The organism is Nocardioides endophyticus (assembly GCF_039543845.1).
Classification (GTDB): domain Bacteria; phylum Actinomycetota; class Actinomycetes; order Propionibacteriales; family Nocardioidaceae; genus Nocardioides; species Nocardioides endophyticus.
Map to the genome: position 1 here is coordinate 369,893 of NZ_BAABKN010000009.1, position 25,229 is coordinate 395,121.

Annotated in this window: 26 protein-coding genes; 21 read left to right on the top strand and 5 right to left on the bottom strand. The window is 71.2% G+C overall.

What is annotated here, in order from left to right; genetic code table 11:
* Positions 1-21 precede the first annotated feature (21 nt).
* From tig to ABEA33_RS07825, 6 genes are all read left to right on the top strand, one after another.
* Positions 22-1,419 (top strand): trigger factor, encoded by a 1,398-nt coding sequence (gene tig / locus ABEA33_RS07800; RefSeq protein ID WP_345526170.1) that lies wholly within the window; start codon positions 22-24, stop codon positions 1,417-1,419.
* Positions 1,420-1,626: 207 nt separating this feature from the next.
* Positions 1,627-2,760: a lipase family alpha/beta hydrolase gene (locus ABEA33_RS07805; RefSeq protein ID WP_345526171.1), complete on the top strand. Its 1,134-nt coding sequence runs from the start codon at positions 1,627-1,629 to the stop codon at positions 2,758-2,760.
* A gap of 138 nt (positions 2,761-2,898) precedes the next feature.
* The gene (locus ABEA33_RS07810) at positions 2,899-3,486 is read left to right on the top strand and encodes an ATP-dependent Clp protease proteolytic subunit (RefSeq protein ID WP_345526300.1); all 588 of its coding nucleotides are present in this window, start codon (positions 2,899-2,901) and stop codon (positions 3,484-3,486) included.
* 3 nt (positions 3,487-3,489) lie between these two features.
* Complete coding sequence (locus ABEA33_RS07815; RefSeq protein WP_345526172.1) at positions 3,490-4,098, top strand: ATP-dependent Clp protease proteolytic subunit; 609 nt, start codon at positions 3,490-3,492, stop codon at positions 4,096-4,098.
* A 134-nt stretch (positions 4,099-4,232) separates the two neighbouring features.
* Positions 4,233-5,516, top strand: coding sequence for an ATP-dependent Clp protease ATP-binding subunit ClpX (clpX, locus tag ABEA33_RS07820; protein WP_345526173.1), 1,284 nt, complete (start codon positions 4,233-4,235; stop codon positions 5,514-5,516).
* 312 nt (positions 5,517-5,828) lie between these two features.
* A complete protein-coding gene (locus ABEA33_RS07825; protein ID WP_345526174.1) occupies positions 5,829-6,581 on the top strand; it encodes a hypothetical protein in 753 nt (250 codons plus the stop codon).
* Between the two features lie 15 nt (positions 6,582-6,596).
* On the opposite strand, the gene valS is transcribed toward ABEA33_RS07825, so the two are convergent.
* Positions 6,597-9,239, bottom strand: coding sequence for a valine--tRNA ligase (gene valS / locus ABEA33_RS07830; protein ID WP_425577371.1), 2,643 nt, complete (start codon positions 9,237-9,239; stop codon positions 6,597-6,599).
* 69 nt (positions 9,240-9,308) lie between these two features.
* Between valS and ABEA33_RS07835 the strand changes: the two genes are divergently transcribed.
* Positions 9,309-10,187 (top strand): GNAT family N-acetyltransferase, encoded by an 879-nt coding sequence (locus ABEA33_RS07835; RefSeq protein ID WP_345526176.1) that lies wholly within the window; start codon positions 9,309-9,311, stop codon positions 10,185-10,187.
* Here ABEA33_RS07835 and ABEA33_RS07840 read toward each other — a convergent pair.
* Together ABEA33_RS07840 and ABEA33_RS07845 are read right to left on the bottom strand one after the other, a co-directional pair.
* Positions 10,177-10,335 carry a hypothetical protein gene (locus tag ABEA33_RS07840; protein WP_345526177.1) on the bottom strand — a complete coding sequence of 53 codons (159 nt, stop codon included), beginning with the start codon at positions 10,333-10,335 and terminating at the stop codon, positions 10,177-10,179. The two genes, ABEA33_RS07835 and ABEA33_RS07840, sit on opposite strands and share 11 nt — an antisense overlap.
* Positions 10,332-10,622, bottom strand: coding sequence for a hypothetical protein (locus tag ABEA33_RS07845; protein ID WP_345526178.1), 291 nt, complete (start codon positions 10,620-10,622; stop codon positions 10,332-10,334). Before ABEA33_RS07845 ends, ABEA33_RS07840 begins: the two co-directional genes overlap by 4 nt.
* Positions 10,623-10,687: 65 nt before the next feature.
* Here ABEA33_RS07845 and folC point away from each other — a divergent pair, with 65 nt between their 5' ends.
* Both folC and ABEA33_RS07855 read left to right on the top strand, forming a co-directional pair.
* Positions 10,688-12,067, top strand: coding sequence for a bifunctional tetrahydrofolate synthase/dihydrofolate synthase (folC, locus tag ABEA33_RS07850; RefSeq protein WP_345526179.1), 1,380 nt, complete (start codon positions 10,688-10,690; stop codon positions 12,065-12,067).
* Positions 12,064-12,477, top strand: coding sequence for a DUF4233 domain-containing protein (locus tag ABEA33_RS07855; RefSeq protein WP_345526180.1), 414 nt, complete (start codon positions 12,064-12,066; stop codon positions 12,475-12,477). The genes folC and ABEA33_RS07855 overlap by 4 nt, the downstream gene beginning before the upstream one ends.
* A gap of 2 nt (positions 12,478-12,479) precedes the next feature.
* Here the strand turns inward: ABEA33_RS07855 and ABEA33_RS07860 are convergent, their stop codons facing one another.
* Positions 12,480-12,806 carry a hypothetical protein gene (locus ABEA33_RS07860; protein WP_345526181.1) on the bottom strand — a complete coding sequence of 109 codons (327 nt, stop codon included), beginning with the start codon at positions 12,804-12,806 and terminating at the stop codon, positions 12,480-12,482.
* 148 nt (positions 12,807-12,954) lie between these two features.
* On the opposite strand from ABEA33_RS07860, the gene ndk reads away from it, so the two are divergent.
* The 10 genes from ndk to rodA all read left to right on the top strand — a co-directional run bounded on the left by ndk (position 12,955) and on the right by rodA (position 22,391).
* A complete protein-coding gene (ndk, locus tag ABEA33_RS07865) occupies positions 12,955-13,374 on the top strand; it encodes a nucleoside-diphosphate kinase (RefSeq protein ID WP_345526301.1) in 420 nt (139 codons plus the stop codon).
* Between the two features lie 47 nt (positions 13,375-13,421).
* The gene (locus ABEA33_RS07870; RefSeq protein ID WP_345526182.1) at positions 13,422-13,922 is read left to right on the top strand and encodes a hypothetical protein; all 501 of its coding nucleotides are present in this window, start codon (positions 13,422-13,424) and stop codon (positions 13,920-13,922) included.
* On the top strand, positions 13,922-14,221 hold the full coding sequence (locus tag ABEA33_RS07875; protein ID WP_345526183.1) for a hypothetical protein: 300 nt from the start codon (positions 13,922-13,924) through the stop codon (positions 14,219-14,221). The genes ABEA33_RS07870 and ABEA33_RS07875 overlap by 1 nt, the downstream gene beginning before the upstream one ends.
* A 23-nt stretch (positions 14,222-14,244) precedes the next feature.
* A complete protein-coding gene (locus ABEA33_RS07880; RefSeq protein WP_345526184.1) occupies positions 14,245-15,990 on the top strand; it encodes an alpha/beta hydrolase in 1,746 nt (581 codons plus the stop codon).
* Positions 15,987-16,544, top strand: coding sequence for a hypothetical protein (locus ABEA33_RS07885; protein ID WP_345526185.1), 558 nt, complete (start codon positions 15,987-15,989; stop codon positions 16,542-16,544). Before ABEA33_RS07880 ends, ABEA33_RS07885 begins: the two co-directional genes overlap by 4 nt.
* A 107-nt stretch (positions 16,545-16,651) precedes the next feature.
* Complete coding sequence (locus tag ABEA33_RS07890) at positions 16,652-17,683, top strand: rod shape-determining protein (RefSeq protein WP_345526186.1); 1,032 nt, start codon at positions 16,652-16,654, stop codon at positions 17,681-17,683.
* The gene (gene mreC / locus ABEA33_RS07895) at positions 17,680-18,600 is read left to right on the top strand and encodes a rod shape-determining protein MreC (RefSeq protein ID WP_345526187.1); all 921 of its coding nucleotides are present in this window, start codon (positions 17,680-17,682) and stop codon (positions 18,598-18,600) included. The genes ABEA33_RS07890 and mreC overlap by 4 nt, the downstream gene beginning before the upstream one ends.
* Positions 18,597-19,106 carry a rod shape-determining protein MreD gene (gene mreD, locus ABEA33_RS07900; protein ID WP_345526188.1) on the top strand — a complete coding sequence of 170 codons (510 nt, stop codon included), beginning with the start codon at positions 18,597-18,599 and terminating at the stop codon, positions 19,104-19,106. Before mreC ends, mreD begins: the two co-directional genes overlap by 4 nt.
* Positions 19,106-21,214, top strand: a complete 2,109-nt coding sequence (gene mrdA / locus ABEA33_RS07905) for a penicillin-binding protein 2 (RefSeq protein ID WP_345526189.1) — start codon at positions 19,106-19,108, stop codon at positions 21,212-21,214. The genes mreD and mrdA overlap by 1 nt, the downstream gene beginning before the upstream one ends.
* Position 21,215: 1 nt before the next feature.
* A complete protein-coding gene (gene rodA / locus ABEA33_RS07910; protein ID WP_345526190.1) occupies positions 21,216-22,391 on the top strand; it encodes a rod shape-determining protein RodA in 1,176 nt (391 codons plus the stop codon).
* A 127-nt stretch (positions 22,392-22,518) separates the two neighbouring features.
* Here the strand turns inward: rodA and ABEA33_RS07915 are convergent, their stop codons facing one another.
* Positions 22,519-23,661 (bottom strand): calcium:cation antiporter, encoded by a 1,143-nt coding sequence (locus ABEA33_RS07915; protein ID WP_345526192.1) that lies wholly within the window; start codon positions 23,659-23,661, stop codon positions 22,519-22,521.
* 78 nt (positions 23,662-23,739) lie between these two features.
* Between ABEA33_RS07915 and ABEA33_RS07920 the strand changes: the two genes are divergently transcribed.
* Both ABEA33_RS07920 and ABEA33_RS07925 read left to right on the top strand, forming a co-directional pair.
* The gene (locus ABEA33_RS07920; protein ID WP_345526193.1) at positions 23,740-24,726 is read left to right on the top strand and encodes an FUSC family protein; all 987 of its coding nucleotides are present in this window, start codon (positions 23,740-23,742) and stop codon (positions 24,724-24,726) included.
* 249 nt (positions 24,727-24,975) lie between these two features.
* On the top strand, positions 24,976-25,143 hold the full coding sequence (locus ABEA33_RS07925; RefSeq protein ID WP_345526194.1) for a hypothetical protein: 168 nt from the start codon (positions 24,976-24,978) through the stop codon (positions 25,141-25,143).
* The last annotated feature ends 86 nt before the right edge of the window (positions 25,144-25,229 follow it).

Sequence of the window (25,229 nt, forward strand, 5' to 3'; positions counted from 1 at the left end):
CCGAAAAGTAGGAGAAAGCCTGTGAAGAGCGCCGTCGAGACCTTGAGCCCGACCCGGGCCAAGCTGACCGTCGAGGTGCCCTTCGAGGAGCTCAAGCCGAGCCTCGACGCGGCGTACAAGACGATCGCCAAGCAGATCAACGTCCCCGGCTTCCGCCGCGGCAAGGTCCCGCCGGCTGTCATCGACCGTCAGGTCGGCCGCGGCGCCGTCCTCGACCAGGCGATCAACGAGGTCGTCCCGCAGAAGTACGCCGAGGCGCTCCAGGCCAACGACCTCCAGCCGCTCGCGCAGCCGGAGATCGAGGTGACCAAGTTCGAGGACAACGAGGCACTCGAGTTCACCGCCGAGGTGGACGTGAAGCCCGAGATCAAGCTCCCGACGTACGACGGCGTCACTGCCTCCGTCGAGGCCATCGAGATCAGCGACGAGGACGTCACCGAGCAGGTCGAGGCGCTGCGTGAGCGGTTCGCCACCCTGATCGACGTCGAGCGCCCGGCCGCGGACGGCGACTTCGTCGTCATGGACCTCAAGGCGACCAAGGACGGCGAGGTCGTCGACGGCGCCGAGGTGTCCGGCATGTCCTACCGTGTGGGTCGCGGGGGCATGATCGACGGTCTCGACGAGGCGCTGGTCGGCCTGGCCGCCGGCGACGAGAAGGTCTTCACCTCCCAGCTCGTGGGCGGTGACCTGGTCGGCGAGGGCGTCGACGTCGCTGTCGCCGTCACCCAGGTGCAGGAGCAGGAGCTCCCGGAGCTCGACGACGAGTTCGCCCAGCTGGCCTCGGAGTACGACACGGTCGCCGAGCTGACCGAGGACGTGCGGGAGCGGCTGGGCCGCGGTCGCCGCCTCGAGCAGGCCGCCGCCGCGCGCGACGCCGTCCTGGAGGCGCTGCTGGAGTCGGTCGACATCCCGCTGCCCGAGACCATCGTCACCGACGAGCTCAACGCCCGTCGCACCAGCTTCGAGCAGCAGCTCGCGTACGCCGGCGTCACGATGGAGAAGTACCTCGAGGACGAGGGGCAGACCCAGGAGGAGTTCGAGGCCGACCTCGAGCGCCGGGTGCGCGACGCCGTGACCGCCCAGTTCATCCTGGACGAGATCGCTCAGGTCGAGGAGTTCGGCATCGACCAGCAGGAGCTCTCCGAGCACATGGTCCGCAAGGCCCAGCAGTCCGGTGAGGACCCGCAGGAGTTCGCGAACCACATGTTCGAGCACAACCACATCCCGGAGCTGGTGCAGGAGATCCTGCGCGGCAAGGCGCTCGCCCGCATCGTCGAGTCGGCCGTCGTCACGGACGCCTCCGGCAACGTCGTCGAGCTCAAGAACCTCCGCCCCGACGGCACCATCGGTGAGCCGGAGGCCGAGGTCGCCGACGTCGAGACCGCCGAGCCCGCCGAGGAGGAGAAGGCCGAGGCCTGATCCCTGCGCCCACTTCCGGGCAACGTCGTACGCCGACCCGCCAGGTCTGACCCGGCGGGTCGGTGTCATTTCGGGCAGGGGAGCTGGCGGCCGAAACCTGCCGACGCGCCGTTGCGGCAATGGCGTGTCGGCGGGTTTCCCCGGGCGGCCGGGGAAACCCGCCGCACGGACCTCGCCACCACCCCATACCGCGGGTATGGTCACGCCATGAGCCAGCGCGCATCGGGGCCGGGCGTGCTCGACGCCCTGTCGCTCCTGACCGAGGTCACCGACGAGCTCGTGCTGCGCGGCGTCCGCGACACCCACGACGCCTGGGCGGACCGGTTCGGCGGCTACCCCGGGCGCGCGATCACCAGCGCGGTGTACGCCGGGGTGGGGCTCGGCCTGCGTGCCGCGGCCACCGGGCTCGACCGGGCCGGTGCCGCCGGGATCGGCCCGCGCCTGGACCAGGGGCCGCGCGGCCGGTTCGTCCGCTCGGCCGTCAACGGGCTGATCGGCGACAGCCTGGCCGTGGAGCGACCGCGGCTGGCGATCACGATGGCGGTGCGGGTCGACGGGCGCGACGTCCCGCTGACGCCCGAGGACCTGGCCGCCGGGTTCCCCAGCGCGACGGGTCGCGTCGTGGTGCTCCACCACGGGCTCTGCGAGAACGAGTCCTACTGGGAGCGCGGCCGCGAGCGCGTCGGCACGACGTACGCCGAGACGTTGGTGGACCTCGGCTGGACGCCGGTCTTCCTGCGCTCCAACACCGGGCTGACCGTGCGTGAGAACGGTGCCGCGCTGACCAGCCTGATGGACCGCCTGGTCGTCGCCTGGCCCGTCCCGGTCACGCAGGTCGCGCTCGTCGGCCACTCGATGGGCGGCCTGATCGTCCGGGCAGCGGGCGCGGTCGCGAGCGACCACCCCCGGCCCTGGACGGAGCTCGTCTCCGACGTCATCACGCTCGGGACACCGCACCTCGGCGCCCCGATCGCGCGGGGGATCGGGCACGGTGCGCGAGGGCTCGCGCGGCTCCCGGAGACCGCGGCGTTCGGTCGGATCCTGGACCGGCGCTCGGTCGGTGTCCACGACCTGGTGGACGGCCTGGCCGAGGATGTGCCGCCGCTTCCCCGCGCCCGCTACCGGCTCGTCGCCGCCACGCTGACCGAGCGGGAGCGGCACCCCGTCGGCCACGTCGTCGGCGACCTGTTGGTGCGGCCGCCGTCGGCGTACGGCCGGGACCGGCGCGGGGGAGAGCTGTTCCCGGGCGCCGATGTGCTGCACCTGGGGCGGACCGACCACTTCGGCCTGCTCAACCACCCCGACGTCCACCAGGCGCTGCGCGAGTGGCTCTCGAGCTGAAATCCGCTGTTGGCGAACAGGGGGTGGTTGGCCGTGGAACTGTCGGCTCTTGCGGCTAGGGTCGCTTCCGTGACCCAGTACTCCAGCTCCTCCTCGCACCCGGGGACCCATCAGCCGCAGCTCAACGGTGGCGGCGGGATGAACGGCCTCGACGACCACATCTACCAGCGCCTCCTGCGCGAGCGGATCGTCTTCCTCGGCTCCGAGGTGCGCGACCAGAACGCCAACGCGATCTGCGCCCAGCTGCTGCTGCTGTCGGCCGAGGACCCCGAGGCCGACATCTTCCTGCACATCAACAGCCCGGGTGGCTCGGTCGACGCCGGCATGGCGATCTACGACACCATGAACTACATCCCCAACGACGTCGCGACGGTCGGTATGGGCCTGGCCGCGTCGATGGGCCAGTTCCTGCTCTGCGCCGGCACCAAGGGCAAGCGCTACGCCCTGCCGCACGCGCGGATCATGATGCACCAACCCTCTTCGGGCATGGGTGGCTCCGCGTCCGATATCAAGATCCAGGCGCAGCAGTCGCTGCACATCAAGAAGGTGCTGCTCGACCTGATCTCCGAGCACACCGGCCAGCCGATCGAGCAGGTCATCGCCGATGCCGACCGCGACCGCTGGTTCACCGCCGAGCAGGCGCTCGAGTACGGCCTGGTCGACCAGGTCGTCAAGAGCGCTCGCGAGGCCGCAGACGAGGGCCGGCCCGCCCGGCAGAAGGACTGACGCATGAACTACTACATCCCGCAATGGGAAGAGCGCACGTCCTACGGCTTCCGCCGCATCGACCCCTACGCCAAGCTGTTCGAGGACCGCATCATCTACCTCGGCACGCCGATCTCGGACGACGTCGCCAACGCGGTGATCGCCCAGCTGATGTGCCTGGAGTCGATGAACCCCGACCAGGACATCCAGATCTACATCAACAGCCCCGGTGGCTCGTTCACCGCGCTGACGGCGATCTACGACACGATGAACTTCATCAAGCCGGACGTGCAGACCGTGTGCATCGGCCAGGCGGCCTCGGCGGCCGCGATCCTGCTCGGCGCGGGTGCCCGCGGCAAGCGGATGGCGCTGCCCAACAGCCGCATCCTGATCCACCAGCCCTACACCGAGGGCACGTTCGGCCAGACCTCCGACATCGAGATCCAGGCCAACGAGATCCTGCGGATGCGCGAGCTGCTCGAGAAGATGATCAGCGACCACAGTGGCCGGCCGATCGAGCAGGTGAGCCGCGACATCGAGCGCGACAAGATCCTGACCGCCGCGCAGGCCGTGGAGTACGGCCTGATCGACGCTGTGATCGAGTCTCGCAAGGCCGCTCCAGCGCTTGCCTGACCCCGACGGCGCCCGTGTCCATCCCCTGAACGGGGGTGGCACGCGGTACCGTCAAGGGGGCTTTCGGGCCCCGGACCCGCACAACTGCTGCATCAGCTCGAAGTAGGGCTCGACTTACCGGAGGATGACCGCCCGTGGCACGTATCGGTGACGGAGGCGACCTGCTGAAGTGCTCTTTCTGCGGGAAGAGCCAGAAGCAGGTCAAGAAGCTCATCGCCGGCCCCGGCGTCTACATCTGCGACGAGTGCATCGACCTCTGCAACGAGATCATCGAAGAGGAGCTCAACGAGGGCGCCGAGGTCAGCCTCGACGAGCTGCCCAAGCCCCGGGAGATCTTCGAGTTCCTCAACTCCTACGTGATCGGCCAGGAGCAGGCGAAGAAGTCGCTCGCGGTCGCCGTCTACAACCACTACAAGCGGGTGCAGGCGGGCATTCAGCCCCTGTCGGGCAAGCACAGCAAGGAGGAGGTCGTCGAGGTCGCGAAGTCCAACATCCTCGTGATCGGACCGACCGGCTGTGGCAAGACCTACCTCGCGCAGACGCTCGCGCGGATGCTCAACGTCCCCTTCGCGATCGCCGACGCCACCGCCCTGACCGAGGCCGGCTACGTCGGTGAGGACGTCGAGAACATCCTGCTCAAGCTGATCCAGGCCGCCGACTACGACGTCAAGAAGGCCGAGACAGGGATCATCTACATCGACGAGATCGACAAGGTGGCCCGCAAGGCCGAGAACCCGTCGATCACGCGCGACGTCTCGGGAGAGGGCGTCCAGCAGGCGCTGCTGAAGATCATCGAGGGCACGACCGCCTCGGTGCCGCCGCAGGGCGGTCGCAAGCACCCGCACCAGGAGTTCATCCAGATCGACACCACCAACATCCTCTTCGTGGTGGGTGGTGCCTTCGCCGGGCTCGAGCACATCGTCGAGCAGCGGGTGGGCAAGAAGACGCTGGGCTTCACCGCCGAGGTGCGCGGCCAGGTCGAGCGCGACGCCGAGGACCTGCTCTCGCAGGTGCGGCCCGAGGACCTGACCAAGTTCGGCCTGATCCCGGAGTTCATCGGCCGACTCCCGCTGATCGCGAGCGTGACCAAGCTCGACCGCCCGGCCCTGGTGCAGATCCTCACCGAGCCGCGCAATGCGCTGGTCAAGCAGTATCAGAAGCTCTTCGAGCTCGACGGCGTCGATCTCGAGTTCACCACCGAGGCCATCGAGGCGATCGCCGACAACGCGATGGAGCGGGGCACCGGCGCCCGCGGCCTGCGCGCGATCATCGAGGAGGTCCTCCTCCACGTGATGTACGACGTGCCCTCGCGCGGCGATGTCGCCAAGGTGATCGTGACCGGTGAGGTAGTGACCGACGGCGTGGCGCCGACCCTGGTGCCCCGCGAGTCCGAGTCCAAGAAGAAGAAGTCCGCGTAAGCGGACGCGCCAGCGGCCGCGTGTACGCGGAGATCGAGCAAGCGGCTCGACCGAGGAACGAGGTCGCGACCCGCGTGTTGAGATCCCGGACAGTCACGGACGAGCACGACCATCCCGCGTGCCCATCCCGCGTGACCACCGCGAGGTCAACACACCCCCTGCGGACCACCCTGGCGGACCACCCCACCTAGCCCATCTGGGCCATTTGTGGCCGAAACCGGCCTGGGGGTTTGGCGCCCGGCGGTCCAGACCGGAAAACTCTGACGCGAAGCGTCCGATTCTCGGCGGGCGCGCTGAAGCGGGAGGGTCCACATGCGGTCTGAGCACCGAGCGCCATTCGTGGCCTCGATCGTCGTGGTGCTGGCGTGCATCGGCGTGATGGCTCACGCCGTCCGGACCGACGCGCTGGGCGGGTTCGCCCGACACACCCCGATGGGCCTGATCGCCGGCACCGTCCTGCAGCCCAAGTCGGCGGTAGGCGCCGACGCCGCGCCGGTGATTCCCTCGGCGACGGAGACCAGCAAGGCTCCGACCCCTCCCGCCACGACCTCGAGCAAGCCGCAGCGCCCCGTGAAGAAGGGTCACGCTCCCGCCGGCGCGCAGGGCAGCTCCCAGGGCGGCCGGCAGAGCCACACGAAGGTCCACACGTCGACGCAGCCAGGCGGAGGGACCCACTCGGGCACGCCGCAGCCGCCGGCGTCGCAGACGCCCGACCCGGTCTCCGTGAAGCCGTCCCCGATCGCGGCGCCGATCCCGACGCCGACCCCGCCTCCGGTCTCAGCGCCGCCGCCGGCCCCGACGCCGACCCCCGCACCGACCCGCCCGGGCCGCGGGCCGGCGTACGGACAGGGTCCTGGGCGCGACCTGACCAACGCCATCGCCTCGGCGATCACCGCAGCGCTCAGCAACGCCCGCGACCACAGCGACGGGTACGGGTCGCTGGACCATGAGTCCGACGACGACTCCCACGGCTACGGCCACGACAATGGCCATGACAACAGCTATGACAACGGGCGCTCCGACGACGGCCGCGGCGGCCGCGGCGATCACCGCAGCTGGCGCTGATCTGCTCCGAGGGCGTCAGCCCTCGGCGACGGGTGCGAGCTCGGCTTCGACGGTGATCTCGGTCGCGCCCTCGACGGGCGTGAACACCAGGTCTCCGACGATCTTGCCGGTCTTGCGCAGGTCGTCGGCGGCGAGCTCGGCGGCTGCGACCAGGGCCTGAGGCCCGCGGATGTCCACGCGGGACAGCTCGGCGCGCATGCCGACCTTGGCCGTCGACTTCGCGCCGCGGATGCCGACCAGGGCGGCCGCTACCGCGTCGAGGGCCACCGCGTCGGACGCGGCGGCCGAGCCCAGCTCGGTGACCGTCGGCCAGCTGGCGAGGTGGATCGAGCCCTCCTGCCACCACGACCAGACCTCCTCGGTCACGTAGGGCAGGAACGGCGCGAGCAGCCGCAGCTGCACGTCGAGCGCGATCGCGAGGGTGGCCTTGGCCGAGACGGTGGCGGCGCCACCCTCCTCGTCGTACGCCCGGGCCTTGACCAGCTCGAGGTAGTCGTCGCAGAACGCCCAGAAGAACTTCTCGGCGGTCTCGAGGGCGGTGGTGTAGTCGTAGGCCTCGAACGCGTCGGTCGCGGTCCGGACCACCTCGGCGAGCCGTCCCAGCAGGGCACAGTCGACGGGCTCGGAGACCTCGAACGGGTTGACGCCGCTCGCGCCGACGCCACCGAGGACGAACTTCGAGGCGTTGAGGACCTTCATCGCCAGCCGGCGGCCGACCTTCATCTGGGTCTCGTCGAACGGCGAGTCCAGGCCGGGCCGGGCCATCGCGGCCCGCCAGCGGACGGCGTCCGCGCCGAACTTGTCGAGGATCTCGGTCGGGACCACCACGTTGCCCTTGGACTTGGACATCTTCTTGCGGTCCGGGTCGAGGATGAACCCGGAGACCAGGGCGTGCGACCAGGGAGCGGCGTGGTTCTCGAAGTGCGCGCGGACGACGCGGGAGAAGAGCCAGGTGCGGATGATGTCGTGCGCCTGGGTGCACAGATCCATCGGGAAGACCCGCTGCCACAGGTCGTCGTCGGACTCCCAGCCGCCGGCGATCTGCGGCGTCAGGGACGACGTCGCCCAGGTGTCCATCACGTCGGGGTCGCCGATGAAGCCGCCCGGCTGGGCGCGTTGCGATTCGTCGTACCCACCTGGGACGTCCGTCGACGGGTCGATCGGCAGGTCGGCCTCGCGGGGGAGGAGCGGGTGGTCGTAGTCGGGCTCGCCCTCGGCGTCCAGCGCGTACCAGACGGGGAACGGGATGCCGAAGAAGCGCTGCCGCGAGATCAGCCAGTCGCCGTTGAGGCCGCCGACCCAGTTGTCGTAGCGGTGCTTCATGTGGCCCGGGATCCACCGGATCTCGGCGCCCCGGTCGAGCATCTCGCCGCGCAGGCCGGCGTCGCGGCCGCCGTTGCGGATGTACCACTGGCGGGTCGCGACGATCTCGAGCGGCTTGTCGCCCTTCTCGTAGAAGTTCGTCATCCGCTGGGTGGGCTTGGGCTCGCCGTCCAGGTCTCCGGACTCGCGCAGGGCGGCGACGACCGCCTCGCGGGCGGAGAAGGCGGTCTTGCCCTTGAGCTCCTCGTACGCCGCCGCAGCGGTCGGGCTGCTCAGCCACTCGGGGGTCTCGCGGGACATCCGGCCGTCGCGGCCGATCAGGGTGCGCACGGGCAGGTCGAGCTCGCGCCACCAGGTGACGTCGGTGAGGTCGCCGAACGTGCAGCACATGGCGATGCCGGCGCCCTTGTCCATCTCGGCGGCGGGGTGCGCGCGGACCGGGATCTCGACGCCGAAGACCGGGCTGGTCACGGTGGTCCCGAACAGCGCCTGGTATCGCTCGTCGTCGGGGTGCGCGATCAGGGCGACGACGCTGGGGATCAGCTCCGGCCGGGTGGTCTCGATGTAGACGGGCTCGCCGTCCCTCCCGTCTGTCGGCTGAGTGTGGAACGCGACCCGGTGGTAGGCGCCGGCGTACTCGCGTGCCTCGAGCTCGGCCTGGGCGACGGCGGTCTGGAAGGTGACGTCCCAGAGGGTCGGTGCCTCCTGGAGGTAGGCCTCGCCGCGGGCGAAGTTGCGCAGGAACGCGCGCTGGCTGACGGTCTGCGACTTGGCGCCGATCGTCGTGTAGTGCTGCTTCCAGTCGACCGAGAGGCCGAGGGTGCGCCAGAGCTGCTCGAAGACCTGCTCGTCCTGCTCGACCAGCTGCTCGCAGAGCGCGATGAAGTTGGGTCGGCTGATCGGGATCTGCTTCTTGGCGTCAGGCTTCTCGGGCGGGGTGAAGTCGGCGTCGTACGGCAGCGACGGATCGCACCGGACGCCGAAGTAGTTCTGCACGCGGCGCTCGGTCGGCAGGCCGTTGTCGTCCCACCCCATCGGGTAGAAGACGGACTTGCCGCGCATCCGCTGGAAGCGGGCGATCAGGTCGGTGTGGGTGTAGCTGAACACGTGGCCGACGTGCAGGCTGCCGCTCACGGTCGGCGGCGGGGTGTCGATCGAGTAGACGTTCTCGCGCGGCTGGGTGCGGTCGAAGGCGTAGGTGTCCTGCGCCTTCCAGCGCTCGCTCCAGGTGGCCTCGAGGCCCTCGAGCGCAGGCTTCTCGGGTACGACGACGGCGCGTCGATCGGCGCTGGTCGTCTCCGTGGCCTGGCTCTGCGTGTCGGTCATGGTCGAAATCCTAGGGCGCGGCCGCTCCACGGGAGAAACCGGTTGTGACCGTGGGCATTGGGCTGGCTGACTTCGGTCATGGTCTCCCGCGTCGACTTCACCGATGATCCCCAGCAGTTCCTGGCCACGGTCGGCCCGTTCCTGGCGGCCGACCCGGTCGTCACGACCGTGATCGCGACGGTCACGCAACGCCTGGCAGAGCGCGGCGGCGGCGACGCGCCGTACCTCTGGTGGGCCGTCGCGCGCGACGGCGGGGACCACGTCGTAGGGGTCGCGATGCGCACCGCGCCGTTCGCGCCGCACCCCCTCTACGTGCTGTCGATGCCCGACGACGCCGCGCTCGGGCTCGCCCGGTCGCTGCACGAGCGCGGCGAGGAGGTCGGCGGGGTCAACGGGGCGCTGCCGGCGGCGCGACTGGTGGCCGAGGAGTACGCCCGGCTGTCCGGCGGGGAGGTCAGCGTCCACGAGCACACCCGGCTCTTCGAGCTCGGCGACCTGGTCGAGCCGCCGGCGCCGCCCGGGCGGCTGCGGCCGGCGGCGCGCGACGACGCCGAGCTGTGCCTGGCGTGGTTCCGGGACTTCGCGCAGGCGGCCGCAGACCAGGCCGGCCGGATCGAACCGCACGCCATGGAGGAGTTCTCCATGGAGGAGATGCTGGTGCGGATCGACGACGGCGTCATCTGGCTCTGGGAGGACGAGGCCGGCGAGGTCGTCCACCTGACCGGTGCCAACCCGCCCGCCAACGGCGTCACCCGGATCGGCCCCGTCTACACGCCGTGGGACAAGCGTGGCCACGGCTACGCCGGCCGTGCGGTCGCCGAGATCTCACATCAGTACGTCGAGCAGGGCGTGCGCTGCTGCCTCTTCACCGACCAGGCCAACCCGGTGTCGAACCACATCTACGAGGCGATCGGCTACCGACCGGTCGTCGACATGGCGAACCTGGTCATCGGCTAGGAGCAAGGGGGGCGAGGACGTCCTCCGCGCCGCGGTCGGTGCCGCCGATGCTCACAGGGCTGCACCCGCGCATGGTGCTCCCGAGCACGAACGTCTCGCCTTCGCCGGTCGTGACCATCAGCGCCCGCGGGTCCGGCATCACGCTCATGGCTGCGCAGTCCGGCGGCAGCTCGTACGCCGGGAGCGCCGAGACCGCGTCGGCGAACGAGGCGGCAGCGGCGCCGAACAGTGGCGTGGTCGGCGGGTCGGGCTTGGACCTCCGTCCGTTCCCGACCAGGCGGCGAGCAGCGTGTCCGGCAGCGAGATGTCGGTGTCGCAGAGCCCGGTGGCGACGATCCGCACCAGCACCTCGTCGGCGCGCGGCCCGTCGACCTCCACCTCCTCGAAGACGAACGGCTCTCCGGGGGTGTTCACGACGGCGACAGTGGTCTTCACTCGACAAATGTAGAATCTGTTCCACTTTCTGTCAGTGCGACGGGCATCCCTAGACTCGGGACACGATGAGTGAGACCCCCGACGTACCCCGCCTGGCCCCGCGACTGGCAGAGACCTTCGACGAGGTCGAGGACGCTCTCCTGTCCCGCTGGCCGGAGACCAAGCTCGAGCCGTCCCTGGACCGCATCCTGGCCTTCACCGAGCTGCTCGGCGACCCGCAGCGCGCCTACCCGGTCATCCACCTGACCGGCACCAACGGCAAGACGTCCACCTCGCGGATGATCGACACCCTGCTGCGCGCGCTCGACCTGCGCACCGGCCGGTTCACCAGCCCGCACGTCGAGCGGATGTCCGAGCGGATCTCGATCGACGGCGAGCCGCTCTCCGACGACGACTTCGTGCGCGCGTTCAACGACGTCGCGCCGTACACCGAGCTGGTCGACCGCGACCAGGACCACCCGCTGTCGTTCTTCGAGTGCGTGGTCGGCATGGCGTACGCCGCGTTCGCGGACGCCCCGGTCGACGTCGCCGTCGTCGAGGTCGGCATGGGCGGCTCGTGGGATGCCACCAACGTCGCGGACGCCGCGGTGGCCGTGGTGCTGCCGGTCGCGATCGACCACGCCCGCTACCTCGGTGACACGGCGGTCCAGATCGCCTTCGAGAAGGCGGGGATCATCAAGCCCGGCTCGGCCGTGGTGCTCGCGGAGCAGACCCCCGAGGTCGCCGCGGTGCTCCAGGAGCGGATCGCCGAGGTCGGCGCGACCGTGGTCCGCGAGGGCATCGACTTCGGCGTCGCCGCCCGGACGCCGGCCGTCGGTGGGCAGATGCTCTCGCTCCAGGGGCTCCGCGCGCGCTACGACGACGTCTTCCTCCCGCTGTACGGCGCTCACCAGGCGCAGAACGCCGCCGTGGCGCTGGCCGCGGTCGAGTCCTTCCTCGGGAGCGGTGAGCAGGAGCTCGACGCCGACCTGGTCCGTGCCGCGTTCGCCGAGGTCACCTCGCCGGGTCGCCTCGAGATCGTCCGGCGCAGCCCCACCGTCGTGCTCGACGCCGCCCACAACCCGCACGGCGCCGAGGCGCTGGGCGCGGCCCTCGAGGACTCGTTCACGTTCAACCCGCTGATCGGCGTCGTCGGGGTGATGGCGGACAAGGACCAGGAGCAGCTGCTGGTCGCCCTGGAGCCGCACCTCGCCCACATCGTCTGCACGCAGAACTCCACCGACCGCGCGCTGCCCGCCGAGCAGCTGGCGGTCATCGCCCGCGAGGTCTTCGGCGAGGACCGCGTGTCGGTCACCCCGGCCCTGGGCGACGCCATCGAGGCGGCCGCCACCCTCGCCGAGGCCGGCGCGGCATTCGGCGAGGGCGTCGGGTCGGGTGCCGTGCTGGTCACCGGGTCGGTGGTCACCGTCGGCGAGGCCCGCAGCCTGCTGGTGCGTCGCCGATGAGCGACGAGCCCCAGGTCCGAGACGAGCGAGCCCGGTCGCCGCGCCGCGGCATGTGCGCGGCCGTGCTCAGCCTCGAGGCGATCACCCTCGGCCTGACCACGCCCGTGATGATCACCATCGCCGACGTCAGCGCCGGCACCGCGGTCGCCGTGGGAGTCGGGCTGGCGGTGGTCTGCCTGCTGCTCGCCGGCATGCTCCGCGCCGAGTGGGCCTACGCGCTGGGCTGGGTGGTGCAGGTCGCCGCGGTCGCCCTCGGCTTCGTGATCCCGCTGATGTTCGTGCTCGGCGGCATCTTCGCGCTGCTGTGGGGCGCCGCCTACTTCCTGGGTCTCAAGATCGAGCGCGAGCGGGCCGAGGCGTTTGCGGCGTACGACGAGACGGCTGTCCCGGAGACCGGCTCAGAGGACTGACGTCACGGCCGCCAGCGCGCGGTCGAGCTCGTCGTCGGTGATGCCCCCGAAGCCCAGCACCAGGCCGGTGAGCCGCGCTGGACCGGCCACGGTGCTCCCTCGTGCGTGATGACCCGGCGGGGGTTGACCGCGTCGAGGTGGGCCGGCGGCGGGACCATCCAGCCGAGCCGCAGCGACGGGGCGACCGCCTTGGCCGCGGTGCCGAGGTAGGCGACCCGGTGGCGATCCAGGCTGGCCAGGTCCGGCACCGGGGCGACGTCGTAGCGGAACTCGGAGTCGTAGTCGTCCTCGACCACGACCGCGTCGGCGGTGCGGGCGGCGCGGGCCAACAGCCGCAAGGAGCTGGCCGCGACGGCCGTGCTCGCGGTCTCGCTGCACGAGGCGTCGATGAAGTCGCGCGGCGAGGGGCCGAGGACGCCACCGGTCCGGTCCCGGCCGACGTCGTACGGCGGGCGGCGTCTCTATAAGGTCGGGGCCATGACTCAGCGCACCCTCGTCTTGCTCAAGCCCGACGCCGTCAAGCGCGGCCAGGTCGGTGAGATCATCCGCCGCATCGAGGCCAAGGGTTATGCCCTGGTGGCGGTCGAGCTGCGGACTGCGACGCCTGAGGTGCTCGCCGAGCACTACGCCGAGCACGAAGGCAAGCCGTTCTACCAGCCGCTCGTCGACTTCATGCTGTCCGGCCCGGTCGTCGCGATCGTGCTGGAGGGCGAGCGCTGCATCGAGGGTTTCCGCTCGCTGGCTGGTGCGACCGACCCCACGGCGGCCGCCCCGGGCACGGTCCGCGGCGACCTCGGCCGCGACTGGGGCCTGAAGGTCCAGCAGAACCTCGTGCACGGCTCCGACTCTCCCGAGTCCGCAGAGCGCGAGATCGGGATCTGGTTCCCCGCGCTCTGAACCGGACCTGACGGTTTCGGGAGGGCCCCTCCGGGCAGCCTCCCGTCATGGAGCTCCAGTCTCGGGGTGCGCCGCTCCCACCGTTCTTCGCTGCTGTACGGCGCCGCCATCCAGACGTCGACATCGTCCTGCTGCCCGGCGAGCGGCCCGAGAGTGAGCACGCCGAGCAGGCGACGGAGCAGCAGCTCGCCAACGCCTTCGACCTGACCACGGGCACGGCCACCCGGGCGTGGGCAGAGGCGGTCGGCGACGGGCAGCTGCCGGAGAGCCGCTTCGCGTTCGGCCCCGACGAGGACAGCGTGACCGCCCGGGCCCGGGTGTCCGCCCGACTCGACGGATCGCCCCTGCTGCCGTTGGCCGCGGCGCTCGCGCAGACCGGGTGGGACATCGGCCAGCGACCCGGGGCCGTCAGCCAGCTCTTCGCCCACCGCGCGACGATGCAGCTGGTGGCGTCGTACGCCGCGGCGAACGGCACGTTCGTCCTCACCGCCAGCTCGACACCTCTGCTGGTGGGCGTCGACCGGGCGCGCGAGCTGGTGGAGCCCTGATGGAGGCGGTGCCGTTCACGATGGGCATGACGGCCCGGTCGTGGGACGAGCAGCACCTCACCCTCCAGGCCGCGTCCGATCAGGTCGCGGCGGCGCCGACCGGCGGCTTCACCTCCGGTGTTGCCGGCGCGGCGGCCCGGTTCGCCGCCACTTGGCAGCGGCACGTCGCCGAGCTGGGCACCACCGCCGAGGCTCGGGCCGACGGACTCCGGACGAGCGCCGCCGACTACGTCCGGACCGACAACCTGGTAGCGACCAACCAGGTCTTCCTCGACACCGCCCTTCGTGAGGACCGGTGAGCGGCGTGGTCACCCTCCCGCCGTTGCCACGGGAGGTACCCGAGCTCGATGCCGAGCCTGCGAGCATCCGGGAGTACGCCGCCGACCTGCTCGCGGCGTCCACCCAGGTCGACGAGCTCGGCTCGTTCGTCGCGGGTGATGCTCGGATCGCCGACTGGACCGGGCTCGGCGCGACGGCCTACCACGACGCGATCCGGCCCACCGGCCGACGGGCGGACGCGATGTCGCTGGCACTGCGCGGGGTCGCGCGCCGCGTCGACCAGCACGCCGCCGCGCTGCAGTCCCTGCTCGACCGTCGGGCAGCGCTCAGCGACGAGCGGGGACAGCTGGTCGCCACCATCGGCGGTCTGCGCGACCGGGTGGCCGGCGCGACCGCCGACGAGGCGCCGGCGATCCAGGCTGCCTGCGACGACTGCGCGGCGCGGGTCGCGGCGTACGAGGTCGACCTGGACCGGTGGATCACCGATCTGATGGCCGAGGAGGAGGCGATCCAGGAGGCGTTCTCGCGGGTGCTCACCCTGGACCAGGTCGAGCGCGCGTACGGCGGCTCCGCCGACCCGGCCGACGCGGCGCTCGACTCGATGCCCGGGCCGAGTGCGTCCTCCCGCGACGTCAACAGCTGGTGGGACGCGCTCACCCGCGACCAGCAGCTGGCGATCATCGCGGCCTCCCCGGGCGCGATCGGCAACCGCGACGGCATCCCGCCGTGGGCTCGGGACGCCGCCAACACCGTCTCCCTGGACCGCGACCTCGCGGACTGGGGCAACCTCGAGGACCAGGGCCTACTGAGCGACGACGAGCGGCAGTGGCTCGACAACGCCCGCGCGGCGCAGGACGCGGTCGCCACGATCGAGCGCGGGATCGACCCGCAGACCCTGGACGGCGTCGCGTCGCAGCTCTACCTCTACGACCCGACCGCCTTCGACGGTGACGGCGCCGTCGCGGTCGCGGCTGGCGACCTCGCGACCGCGCATGACCTCGCGGTCACCGTCCCCGGCTTCGGCACGGACGCGCAGAGTGCGCCGTACCAAGCCGATCGCGCGCTCGACCTCTACGAGGCGACCCGCAGCGTCGACGGCACTGGAGGCGTGGCCACCATGTTCTGGATCGGGTACGACGCCCCCGACGACCTGCCCTGGGAGGCGGAGAGGTGGGACGGCGCCGGGGTGGTCAGCGAAGACCTGGCGCCCGCCGGCGGCGACCGCCTGGCCGACCTGCTCGACGGGCTCCGTGACTCCCGCGACGGTGATCCGGCCCACCTCACGGCGATCGGGCACAGCTACGGCTCGACGACCACCGGCCACGCCGCCCACGACGAGGGCATCCCGGTCGACGACCTGGTCTTCGTCGGCAGCCCCGGGGTCGGCGGCGAGACCGACGACGTCGGTGACACCGGCATCGACCCCGACCACGTGTGGGCCGGCTCCAACAGCCGCGACCCGATCGCCGACCTCGGCAACCACGGCTGGCTCCACCTCGAGTCCGCGCTCGGCGGCCCCGGTCTCGGCGACGACCCGGCCGAGGACGACTTCGGAGCGAACCGGTTCCAGGCCGAGTCGACGAGCCGGCCCGACTTCCTCGACGTCGGAGAGCACTCGAGGTACTTCGACCACGGTAGCGAGTCGCTCTACAACCTCAGCCAGATCGTCAGCGGCAACTACGACGCGGTGCTCACGGCCGGCCCGGTGACCGACCCCTGGTACGCCGGCCCGCAGGACCCCGAGTGGGACCGCGACCCCACCGACCGCGACACCCTGGACGGTCAGTGAGGCGCCGCCGGCGGGCCCCGGGCCTGCTGCTGCTCCCGGCCCTGCTGTTGTCGGGATCGGGCTGCGCGGTCTTCGGCAGCGACGACGTCGACTCCGGCACCGCCGAGGAGGCGCTGCTCGGCCAGCGCGACGCGGTCGCCGAGACGGCGCGGGGCCTGGTCGCCATCAGCCACGACGTGCTCGGCAGCGAGGTGCTGGAGTCCCGGGGCGGCTGGGAGGGCTGCACCGGCCGGTTCCCCGAGGGCTACGAGGACTTCCGCTACACCGCCGACGTACGCCTGGAAGCCGCGCCCGGCAGCGGGGAGGACGTCGCGGAGGCGCTGCGGACGATAGCCGAGCAGAGCGGGTACGCCGTCGAGGAGCCCGGCTCAGCGGACCCGGACGACCCGGTCCGGGTCACGGACGGCTCGGTGTCGGCGTCCCTGATGGACGTCCCCGACCTCGGGACGGTCGGCGACGTGCTGATCCGGCTCAGCGCCGATCCGTGCGTCGCCGTACCAGAGGATGAGTGGCAGGACTGGATGAGCCGCAAGGACCCCGGACCGCAGATCTGACGACCCGAGGTCGATTTCGCAGGTCACGCCGCGTGTCCTCCCCGGTGAGGCGTGTCCTCGTTCGTAGCCTGTTGTCACTTCTTCCCCACCTGCAACAAGGCGACACGATGGCTAACAGCTTCATCGGCCGCGACATGGCCGTCGACCTCGGCACCGCGAACACGCTGGTCTATGTCCGCGGCAAGGGCGTCCTGCTCGACGAGCCGAGCGTGGTCGCGATCAACGACAACACCGGCGAGATCCTCGCCGTCGGCCACGAGGCGAAGCGGATGATCGGGCGCACGCCCGACAACATCGCCGCGATCCGGCCGCTCAAGGACGGGGTGATCGCGGACTTCGAGGCCACCGAGCAGATGCTGCGCTACTTCATCCAGCAGGTCCACAAGCGCCGCTACTTCGCCAAGCCGCGGATGGTCATCTGCGTCCCCAGCGGCATCACCGCCGTGGAGCAGCGTGCGGTCAAGGAGGCCGGCTACCAGGCCGGCGCCCGCAAGGTCTACATCGTCGAGGAGCCGATGGCCGCCGCGATCGGCGCCGGGCTCCCGGTCCACCAGGCGACCGGCAACATGGTCGTCGACGTCGGCGGGGGTACGACGGAGGTCGCGGTCATCTCTCTCGGCGGCATCGTCACCAGCCTCTCGATCCGCACCGCCGGCGACGACCTCGACCAGGCGATCGTCGCGTGGATGAAGAAGGAGCACGCGCTGATGCTCGGCGAGCGCACCGCCGAGGAGGTCAAGATGACCCTCGGCTCCGCGTTCCCGATGACCGACGAGCCGGAGGCGGAGATCCGCGGACGCGACATGATCTCCGGGCTGCCCCGCACGGTGGTCGTGTCGAGCGCCGAGGTGCGCCAGGCGATCGAGGAGCCGCTGCACGCGATCGTCGACGCCGTACGCTCCACCCTCGACCAGACCCCGCCCGAGCTGGCCGGCGACATCATGGACCGCGGCATCGTGCTGACCGGGGGCGGCGCGCTGCTCCGCGGCCTGGACGAGCGGCTGCGCCACGAGACCGGCATGCCGGTCCACGTCGCCGAGGACCCGCTGACCTCGGTCGCGATCGGCGCCGGCAAGTGCGTCGAGGAGTTCGAGGCGTTGCAGCAGGTGCTGGTGACCGACCGCAGGCGGGTCGGATGAGTCTCGACCGCCGGAGGGAGCGCCGGTGGCGCGGCCCTCTCAACGACCAGCAGGGTCCCTCGCGGGGACTGCTGGTCGCTCTGGTGCTGGCCTGCCTCACGGTGATGAGCCTCGACTCGCTGGACTCGTCGCCCATCGACCCCGCCCGCCGAGCCGTCGGTGAGGTCTTCGGCCCCGCCGAGGTCGCGTCTGCTGCTGCGATCCGACCGTTCACGGCCGTGCCGAACTGGTTCCGCTCCAAGGACTCGATGCAGCAGGACCTGCTCGACCTGCAGGCCGAGAACTCCGACCTGCGCTCGAAGGTCGCGACCCAGGACTACGACCGCAACCGCCTCGAGGAGTACGACGGCCTCACCGCCGCCGCGCAGAGCCTCGGCTACTCGCTGGTGCCGGCTCGGGTGGTCGGCCTCGGCCCGTCGCAGTCGTTCTCCCGCACCGTCACCATCGACGCCGGCTCCGACGCCGGCATCCACCCCGACCTCACCGTGGTCAACAACGACGGCCTGGTCGGCCGGGTCCTGCGCGTCACCCGCACCACGGCCACCGTGCTGCTGATCGTCGACGCCGACTCCGTCGTCGGTGGCCGGGTCGGTCGCAGCATGGAGGTCGGCTTCCTGCACGGCCGCGGCGTGCTCGGCAACGACGGCCGCCTGGATCTCGAGCTCGTCGACGACACCGCGGTCCCCGCCAAGCACGACACGGTCGTCACCTGGGGGAGCGAGGCCGGCGGCCCGTACGTCGCCGGAGTGCCGGTCGGCAAGGTCACCACCGTCTACAGCAGCCTGCGCGAGACGGCACAGCGCGCGGTCATCGACCCGTTCGTCGACTTCGGTGCGCTCGACCTCGTCGGCATCGTCGTCCCGGCCGGCACCGCCAGTGACCGCGCGATCATCGAGGCCGACGGAGGCCTGCGATGAACGCTGTCCGCGCCCTCGTGGCGGCCGCCGCCGTCGCCGTCGCCCTGGTCCTCCAGGTCTCGTTCTTCCCGCACCTGGCCTGGGACGGCATCGTCCCCAACGTGTGCCTGCTCGTGGTCGTCGGAGCGGCGCTGACCCGCGGCCCGCAGTTCGCGATCGTGCTGGGCTTCGCCGCCGGCCTCGCCCTCGACCTCGCCCCGCCCGCCGACCACCTCGCCGGCCGCTGGGCGCTGGCACTCGTCGTGGTCGGGTACGTCGCCGGCCGGGTCCGTCGCGACACCCAGCCCACCGCCGGCACGGTCGTCGCGACCGTCGCCGCGTCGTCGTTCGTCGGCACCTCAGTCTTCGCGCTCACCGGGCTGGTGTTCGGTGACCCGATCGGCATCCCGCAGATGCTCGAGGTCGTGCTCGTCGGGGTGCTCTGGGACGTGCTGCTCACCCCGCTGGTGCTGCCTCCGGTGATGGCGATGTTCCGTCACCTCGAGCCGGACCGGTCTCTCGCCTGATGTCTGCCCGTACCGGTCGCCTGCGGCTCTACGTCATCCAGGCGTTGGTGTTCTCGCTCTTCGCCACCCTGTTCGTGCGCCTCTATTACCTCCAGGTCGTCGGCGGCGAGGAGTACCACGCCCAGGCGACCTCCCAGTCGGTCCGCGAGGTCGTCGTCCAGCCGCAGCGCGGGCTGATCGTCGACGACATGGGTCGCCCGCTGGTCGCCAACCGCACCTCCTGGGTGGTCTCGATCGACCGCTCCGTCCTGGCCAAGCTCAGCGAGCACCAGCAGGGCGTGCTGCTCGAGCGGGTGGGCAAGGTCGTCGACGTGCCGGCGCCGCGGATCCGCAAGCTGCTGGTCACCTGCGGCGAGGACGGCTCGGAGTCCGGCGTCTGCTGGAACGGCTCGCCGTACCAGCCGGTCCCGGTCGCCGAGGACGTCAAGAAGGCCGTCGCCCTGCGCATCCTCGAGCAGCCCGAGGACTTCCCTGGCGTGATCGCCGACCAGCAGAGCGTGCGCGCCTACCCGGCGCCGTACGGCATCAACCTCGCCCACGTGCTCGGCTACCTCAGCCCGATCACCGAGGAGGAGCTCGACCAGTCCGAGGAGGACGGCGACACCTCGGTCAACGGTGCGTCCTCGGTCGGCCGGGCCGGGATCGAGAAGGAGTACGACCGCTGGCTGCGCGGCATGCCCGGCTACAAGAGCGTGGCGGTCGACTCGATGGGCCGGGTGCTCGGCGACGACGGCGAGGTCGCGGGCGAGCCGGGCGACACCCTCGTCACCAGCATCGACGCCAAGGTCCAGGGCGCGGTCGAACGGCAGCTCGCGCAGACCATCGCGACGGCCCGTCAGACCTATGACCCGGTCACCCACAAGAACTACGTCGCCGACTCCGGCGCCGCGGTCGTCATGGAGGCCAAGACCGGCCGGATCGTGGCGATGGCCAGCCAGCCGACGTACGACCCCGAGACCTGGGTCGGCGGCATCACCAAGAAGCAGCTGGCGCAGCTCTACTCGACCGCCGCCGACAACCCGCTGCTGAGCCGGGCGACCCAGGGGCAGTTCGCCCCCGGCTCGACGTGGAAGCCGATCATGACCGTCGGCGCGCTCAACAACGGCTTCACCCCGCAGACCCGCCTGGACTGCTCGTCCGGGCTGCAGGTCGGCAACCGCTGGTTCAAGAACTACGAGTCCGCGTCGTACGGCTCGATCGGCTTCGACCAGGCGCTGCAGCTGTCGTGCGACACGTTCTTCTACCGGGTCGGGCTCAGCTACTGGCAGCGCTACGGCTCGGACCCGACCAACGTCGACGCGAAGGACCCGCTCGTCGACGAGGCGAAGGACTTCGGCTTCGGCAGCGAGACCGGGGTCGACCTGCCCGGCGAGGCCAGTGGCCGGATCGCCGACCGGCACTGGAAGCTGGACTACTGGAAGTCCATGAAGTCCTACTACTGCAAGATCGACGAGGACGGCTCCGCCAAGTCCGACTTCCTGCGCCTCTTCGCCCACGAGTTCTGCCTGGAGGGCAGCTACTACCGTGCCGGCGACGCCGTGAACTACTCGATCGGGCAGGGCGACACGATCGTGACGCCGCTGCAGCTCGCCCGGGCGTACGCCGCGCTGTCCAACGGCGGCACGCTCTACGAGCCTCGCGTCGCGAAGGCCGTGGTCAGTCCGGACGGCAAGACGATCCGGAAGATCAAGCCCAAGGTCCAGGGGAGGGTCGACGCGTCGGCCGCGAGCCTGCGCTACGTCGACCAGGCGCTGCTCGGCACCCCGAAGGTGGGCACGCTCGCCTGGAAGTTCGGCGGCTTCCCGCTCGACAAGGTCCAGATCCGCGGCAAGACCGGCTCCGCCGAGGTCCAGGGCAAGCAGTCGACCTCGTGGGTCGCGACGTACGACGAGAACTACGTGGTCGTCATGATGCTGACCCAGGCCGGCACCGGCTCCGGGACCACCGGCCCCGCGGTCCGCGCAGTCTGGGAGTCGCTCTACGGCATCAAGGGGATGGACATCGACCCGGGCAAGGCCGCGATCGCGGGCACCACGCCGCCGGCGGGGCTCCCGACGTTCATGCGCGACGGCACGATCCTGCCGCCGTCCGCGGCGAAGGAGGACTGACATGAAGGTCCCTCGGCTCGACTGGGTGCTGATGGTCGCCGTCCTCGCGCTGCTGACCCTCGGGACGCTGCTCGTCTGGTCTGCGACGAGCCATCGCGCGGACCTCACCGGCGGCGACACCACGGCGTACCTCCGCAAACAGCTCGTCAACGTCGTGATCGGGCTCGTGCTGATGGTGCTGGTGCTGGCCACCGACCACCGGTGGGTCCGGATCGTCGCTCCGCTGGTCTACCTCGGCTCCATCGCCGGCCTGGTGCTCGTGCTCACCATGGGCAGCACCGTCAACGGGTCACGGTCCTGGCTGCAGCTCGGCGGGATGTCGATCCAGCCCTCGGAGTTCGCCAAGCTCGCCGTGGTCATCGGGATGGCGCTGTGGGTCGCCGAAAGGGCCGACGTACGCCGGATCAACGGCGGCGGTCTGCGTGGCAGCGGCAGCCTCGGCGACGTCGCCGGGATGCTGGCGATCGCGGCCGTGCCCGCCGTGCTGATCCTGCTCCAGCCCGACCTCGGCACCATGCTCGTGCTCTCGGCGACGGTGCTCGGGGTGGTGGCGATCTCGGGTGCGCCGAGGCGGTGGCTGGCGCTGCTGGCGGCCGGTGGCGTCACTGCGGCGGTCGCGGCCGTCGCGGGCGGGTTCCTCAAGCAGTACCAGCTCGAGCGCTTCCTGGCGTTCACCAACCCCGACCTCGACCCGCGCGGCGCCGGCTACAACGTCGAGCAGGCCCGGATCGCGATCGGCAGCGGCGGGCTCACCGGGGAGGGGCTCTTCGGTGGCTCGCAGACCCGGGCGGGCTTCGTGCCCGAGCAGCACACCGACTTCGTGTTCACCGTCGCGGGGGAGGAGCTCGGCCTGCTCGGTGCCGGCCTGCTGATCGCCCTGCTCGGGGTCGTCATCTGGCGCGCGCTCGCGATCGCGACCCGCACCGACGACGTCTTCGGTCGCCTCGCCGCGGCCGGCATCGCCTGCTGGTTCGCCTTCCAGGCCTTCCAGAACGTCGGGATGTGCCTGGGCATCATGCCCGTGACCGGCGTACCTCTCCCGTTCGTGTCGTACGGCGGCAGCTCGATGTTCGCCGGCCTGCTCGCGATCGGGCTGCTGCAGAACATCCACCTGCGCGCGAACGCCGCCCCGGCTGCCCGTCTGGCCGCGCCGCCGCGGGTGCTCGTGGCCCGCTGACGGTCCGGTGGTTAAGGAGGGACGAAGTCCCGTCTCGCAACCCCGGACGCCAAGGCAGACCACGTATCGGTGGTTGAGGTGTGAAGGCTGCCAGGCCTGAGCCTCGAAACCACCACCAACCCGACGGCTAGGGGTTGATCGCCAGGAAGACGAAGGCAGCCAGCAGGGACAGGTGCACGAACCCCTGCAGCGACTTCGACCGGCCGGGTACGACGGTGAGGACCGAGACGATCACCGAGACCAGCAGCAGCACCATCTGGGTCGGCTCCAGGCCGAGGATCAGCGGGCCGTCGAGCCAGATCGACGCCACGGCGATGACGGGGATGGTCAGGCCGATGCTCGCCATCGCGGAGCCGTAGGCGAGGTTGAGGCTGATCTGCACCCGGTTGCGCGCCGCGGCCCGCCCGGCGGCGATCGACTCGGGGAGCAGCACGAGGAGCGCGATCACGACACCGACGAACGAGTGGGGCGCGCCGACGGCCTCGACGGCGTCCTCGATCGGGTACGACTCGACCTTGGCCAGGCCGACGACCGCGACCAGCCCCAGCAGGAGCAGCGCGAGGCTGGCCAGTGCGGCCCGGTCGCTCGGCGGGTCCGCGTGCCCGTCGCCGTCGAGGTCGACCGGCCCGTCGATCGGCCCCGAGGCCGCCCAGTCGCCGTTGGACGCGCCGGGACCGGTGTCGACGGCCAGGAAGAAGTCGCGATGCTTCACGGTCTGGGTGAACACGAAGATCCCGTAGAGCCCGAGCGAGGCGACCGCTGCGAACGTGAGCTGGGCGGGGGAGAACTCCGGTCCCGGGTGCGAGGTCGTGAAGCGCGGCAGCACCAGGGTCAGCGTCGCCAGGGCCACGACGGTCATCAGGGCCGAGCCGGCGCCCTCCGGGTTGAAGACGGCCATCCGGTACTTCACGGCGCCGATCAGCAGGGACAGCCCGACGATGCCGTTGAGCGTGATCATCACCGCGGCGAAGACCGTGTCGCGGGCCAGCGCCGAGGTGTCGCCGCCGCCGAGCATCAGCGTGACGATCAGCGCTACCTCGATCACCGTCACGGCGACTGCCAGGAGGAGGGAGCCGAACGGCTCGCCGACCCGGTGCGCGACGACCTCGGCGTGGTGGACGGCGGACAGCACCGCGCCGATCAGGAAGATGCCGACAGCGACCGCCGCGACCGTGCCCGGGTGTCGGCCCCACGCCAGTGCGAGGACCACGATCGCCGTGACGGGCGCGAGTGTGGTCCAGCTGAGCCAGGGCGACCGAGGGTTGCTCATGTCCAAACCCTACGGACCCGCAGGACTCACCCGCGTCGGGTGAGACACCCGCGGACGCGGCGCCCTAGCCTCCCGATGGTGACGACCGCTCCTGCGCCGGCCCCGCCGGCCATCCGGTGGGACGGGGCGAGCGCCCTCCGCGGGCTGCTGCTCGGGCTGCCGGCCGCCGCCATGGCGGCGCATGACGTCCAGCCCGCGGCCCTGTTGGCGGTAGGCGTCATCCCCGCCGCGATCCTGCCGCTGGCTGCGCGCCGGCGAGGGCGCGTCCGGGCAGCCGTCGTGGGCTACCTCGCCGGCATCTCGATCGTCCTCGGATCGGCACTGGCCGTCTGGCCGCCGCTCGCGGTCGCGGGCATCTTCGTCATCGCGGTGGTCGCGGGGCGGGTCGCCGCCGACCGGCCGGCCGGTGCGCTGGTGCTCAGCCTGTGCCTGCCGCTGATGGGGGCCGGGTTGAGCTATTCCGGCGTGGAGAACTCCTGGGACCTGGGGCTGGCCCTCGTCGCAGGCTCGACCTGGGCGTTGCTGCTCTCGATGTGTTGGCCCGAGCACGCGCCGTCCGAGGCCCTCGCTGCGCCGCAGGGGCCGCCCCCTGCGGTCATGGTGCGCTTCGGCTACCTGGCCGGTACGACGGGAGCGCTCTGCGCGGCGATCGGCTTCGGCCTCGACCTCGAGCACGTCGGCTGGCCGGTGATCGCCGGGTTGATCGTGATGCGACCCGTGCCGGCCGTGCAGCGGATGCGCTCGGTGGACCGGATCGCGGACGTGGTCCTCGGAGCCCTGCTCGCGATCGCACTGGTCGCGACCGGTGCACCGGGCTGGGTCTTCGGCGCTGCGATCGCGGTTGTCATCGTGGCGGCCACCGCGACCGCCGCCAGTCGGTGGTACCTCACGCCGGCGTACACGACGTTCCTGGTCTTCGTGATGCTGCTCGCCAACGACCCGGACGACGCCCGCTCGCGCTTCTGGGAGCGGGTTCTCGAGACGGCGCTCGGCATCGGCGTGGCCGCGGTCGTCGTCTTCGCCATCGCCCCGCTGATCACTCGACTCAGGAGGCCACCGACATGACCGACGTACTCCCGTCCTGGCGCGACGGCGCCACCCGACGGGCGATCCTCACTTCGTCGCGGCCGTGACCGAGGCGTACCAGCCGCGGTCGGGTGGGCGACGGCTCTACAACGTCAACCCGTCGGACGACGGCGTACGCGCGGCAGCGAGTCGCCGTGGGACGAGTCCACCCGCCCGACGTACGACTCTCCCCTTCCGCCCGTCGCCTGGATCGCGCAGGAGCGCGCGGCCGGTCAGCACCTGGTCGACGTGCACGACCACCTGCGCTCGGAGCTCGAGCAGCTCTTCGACCTGATCTCGCAGGTGGAGGCCGGGACGCTCGAGGCGGGCGCCGCGCGGTCGCTGATCAACACCATGCGATGCGGCAGAACGACTGGGCGCTCGGTGCCTACTGCCAGTCGTACTGCCGGGTGGTGACGACCCACCACACGATCGAGGACACCTCGATGTTTCCCGCACCTGCGTGCGAGCGACGCCGCGCTCGTCCCGGTGATCGACCGGTT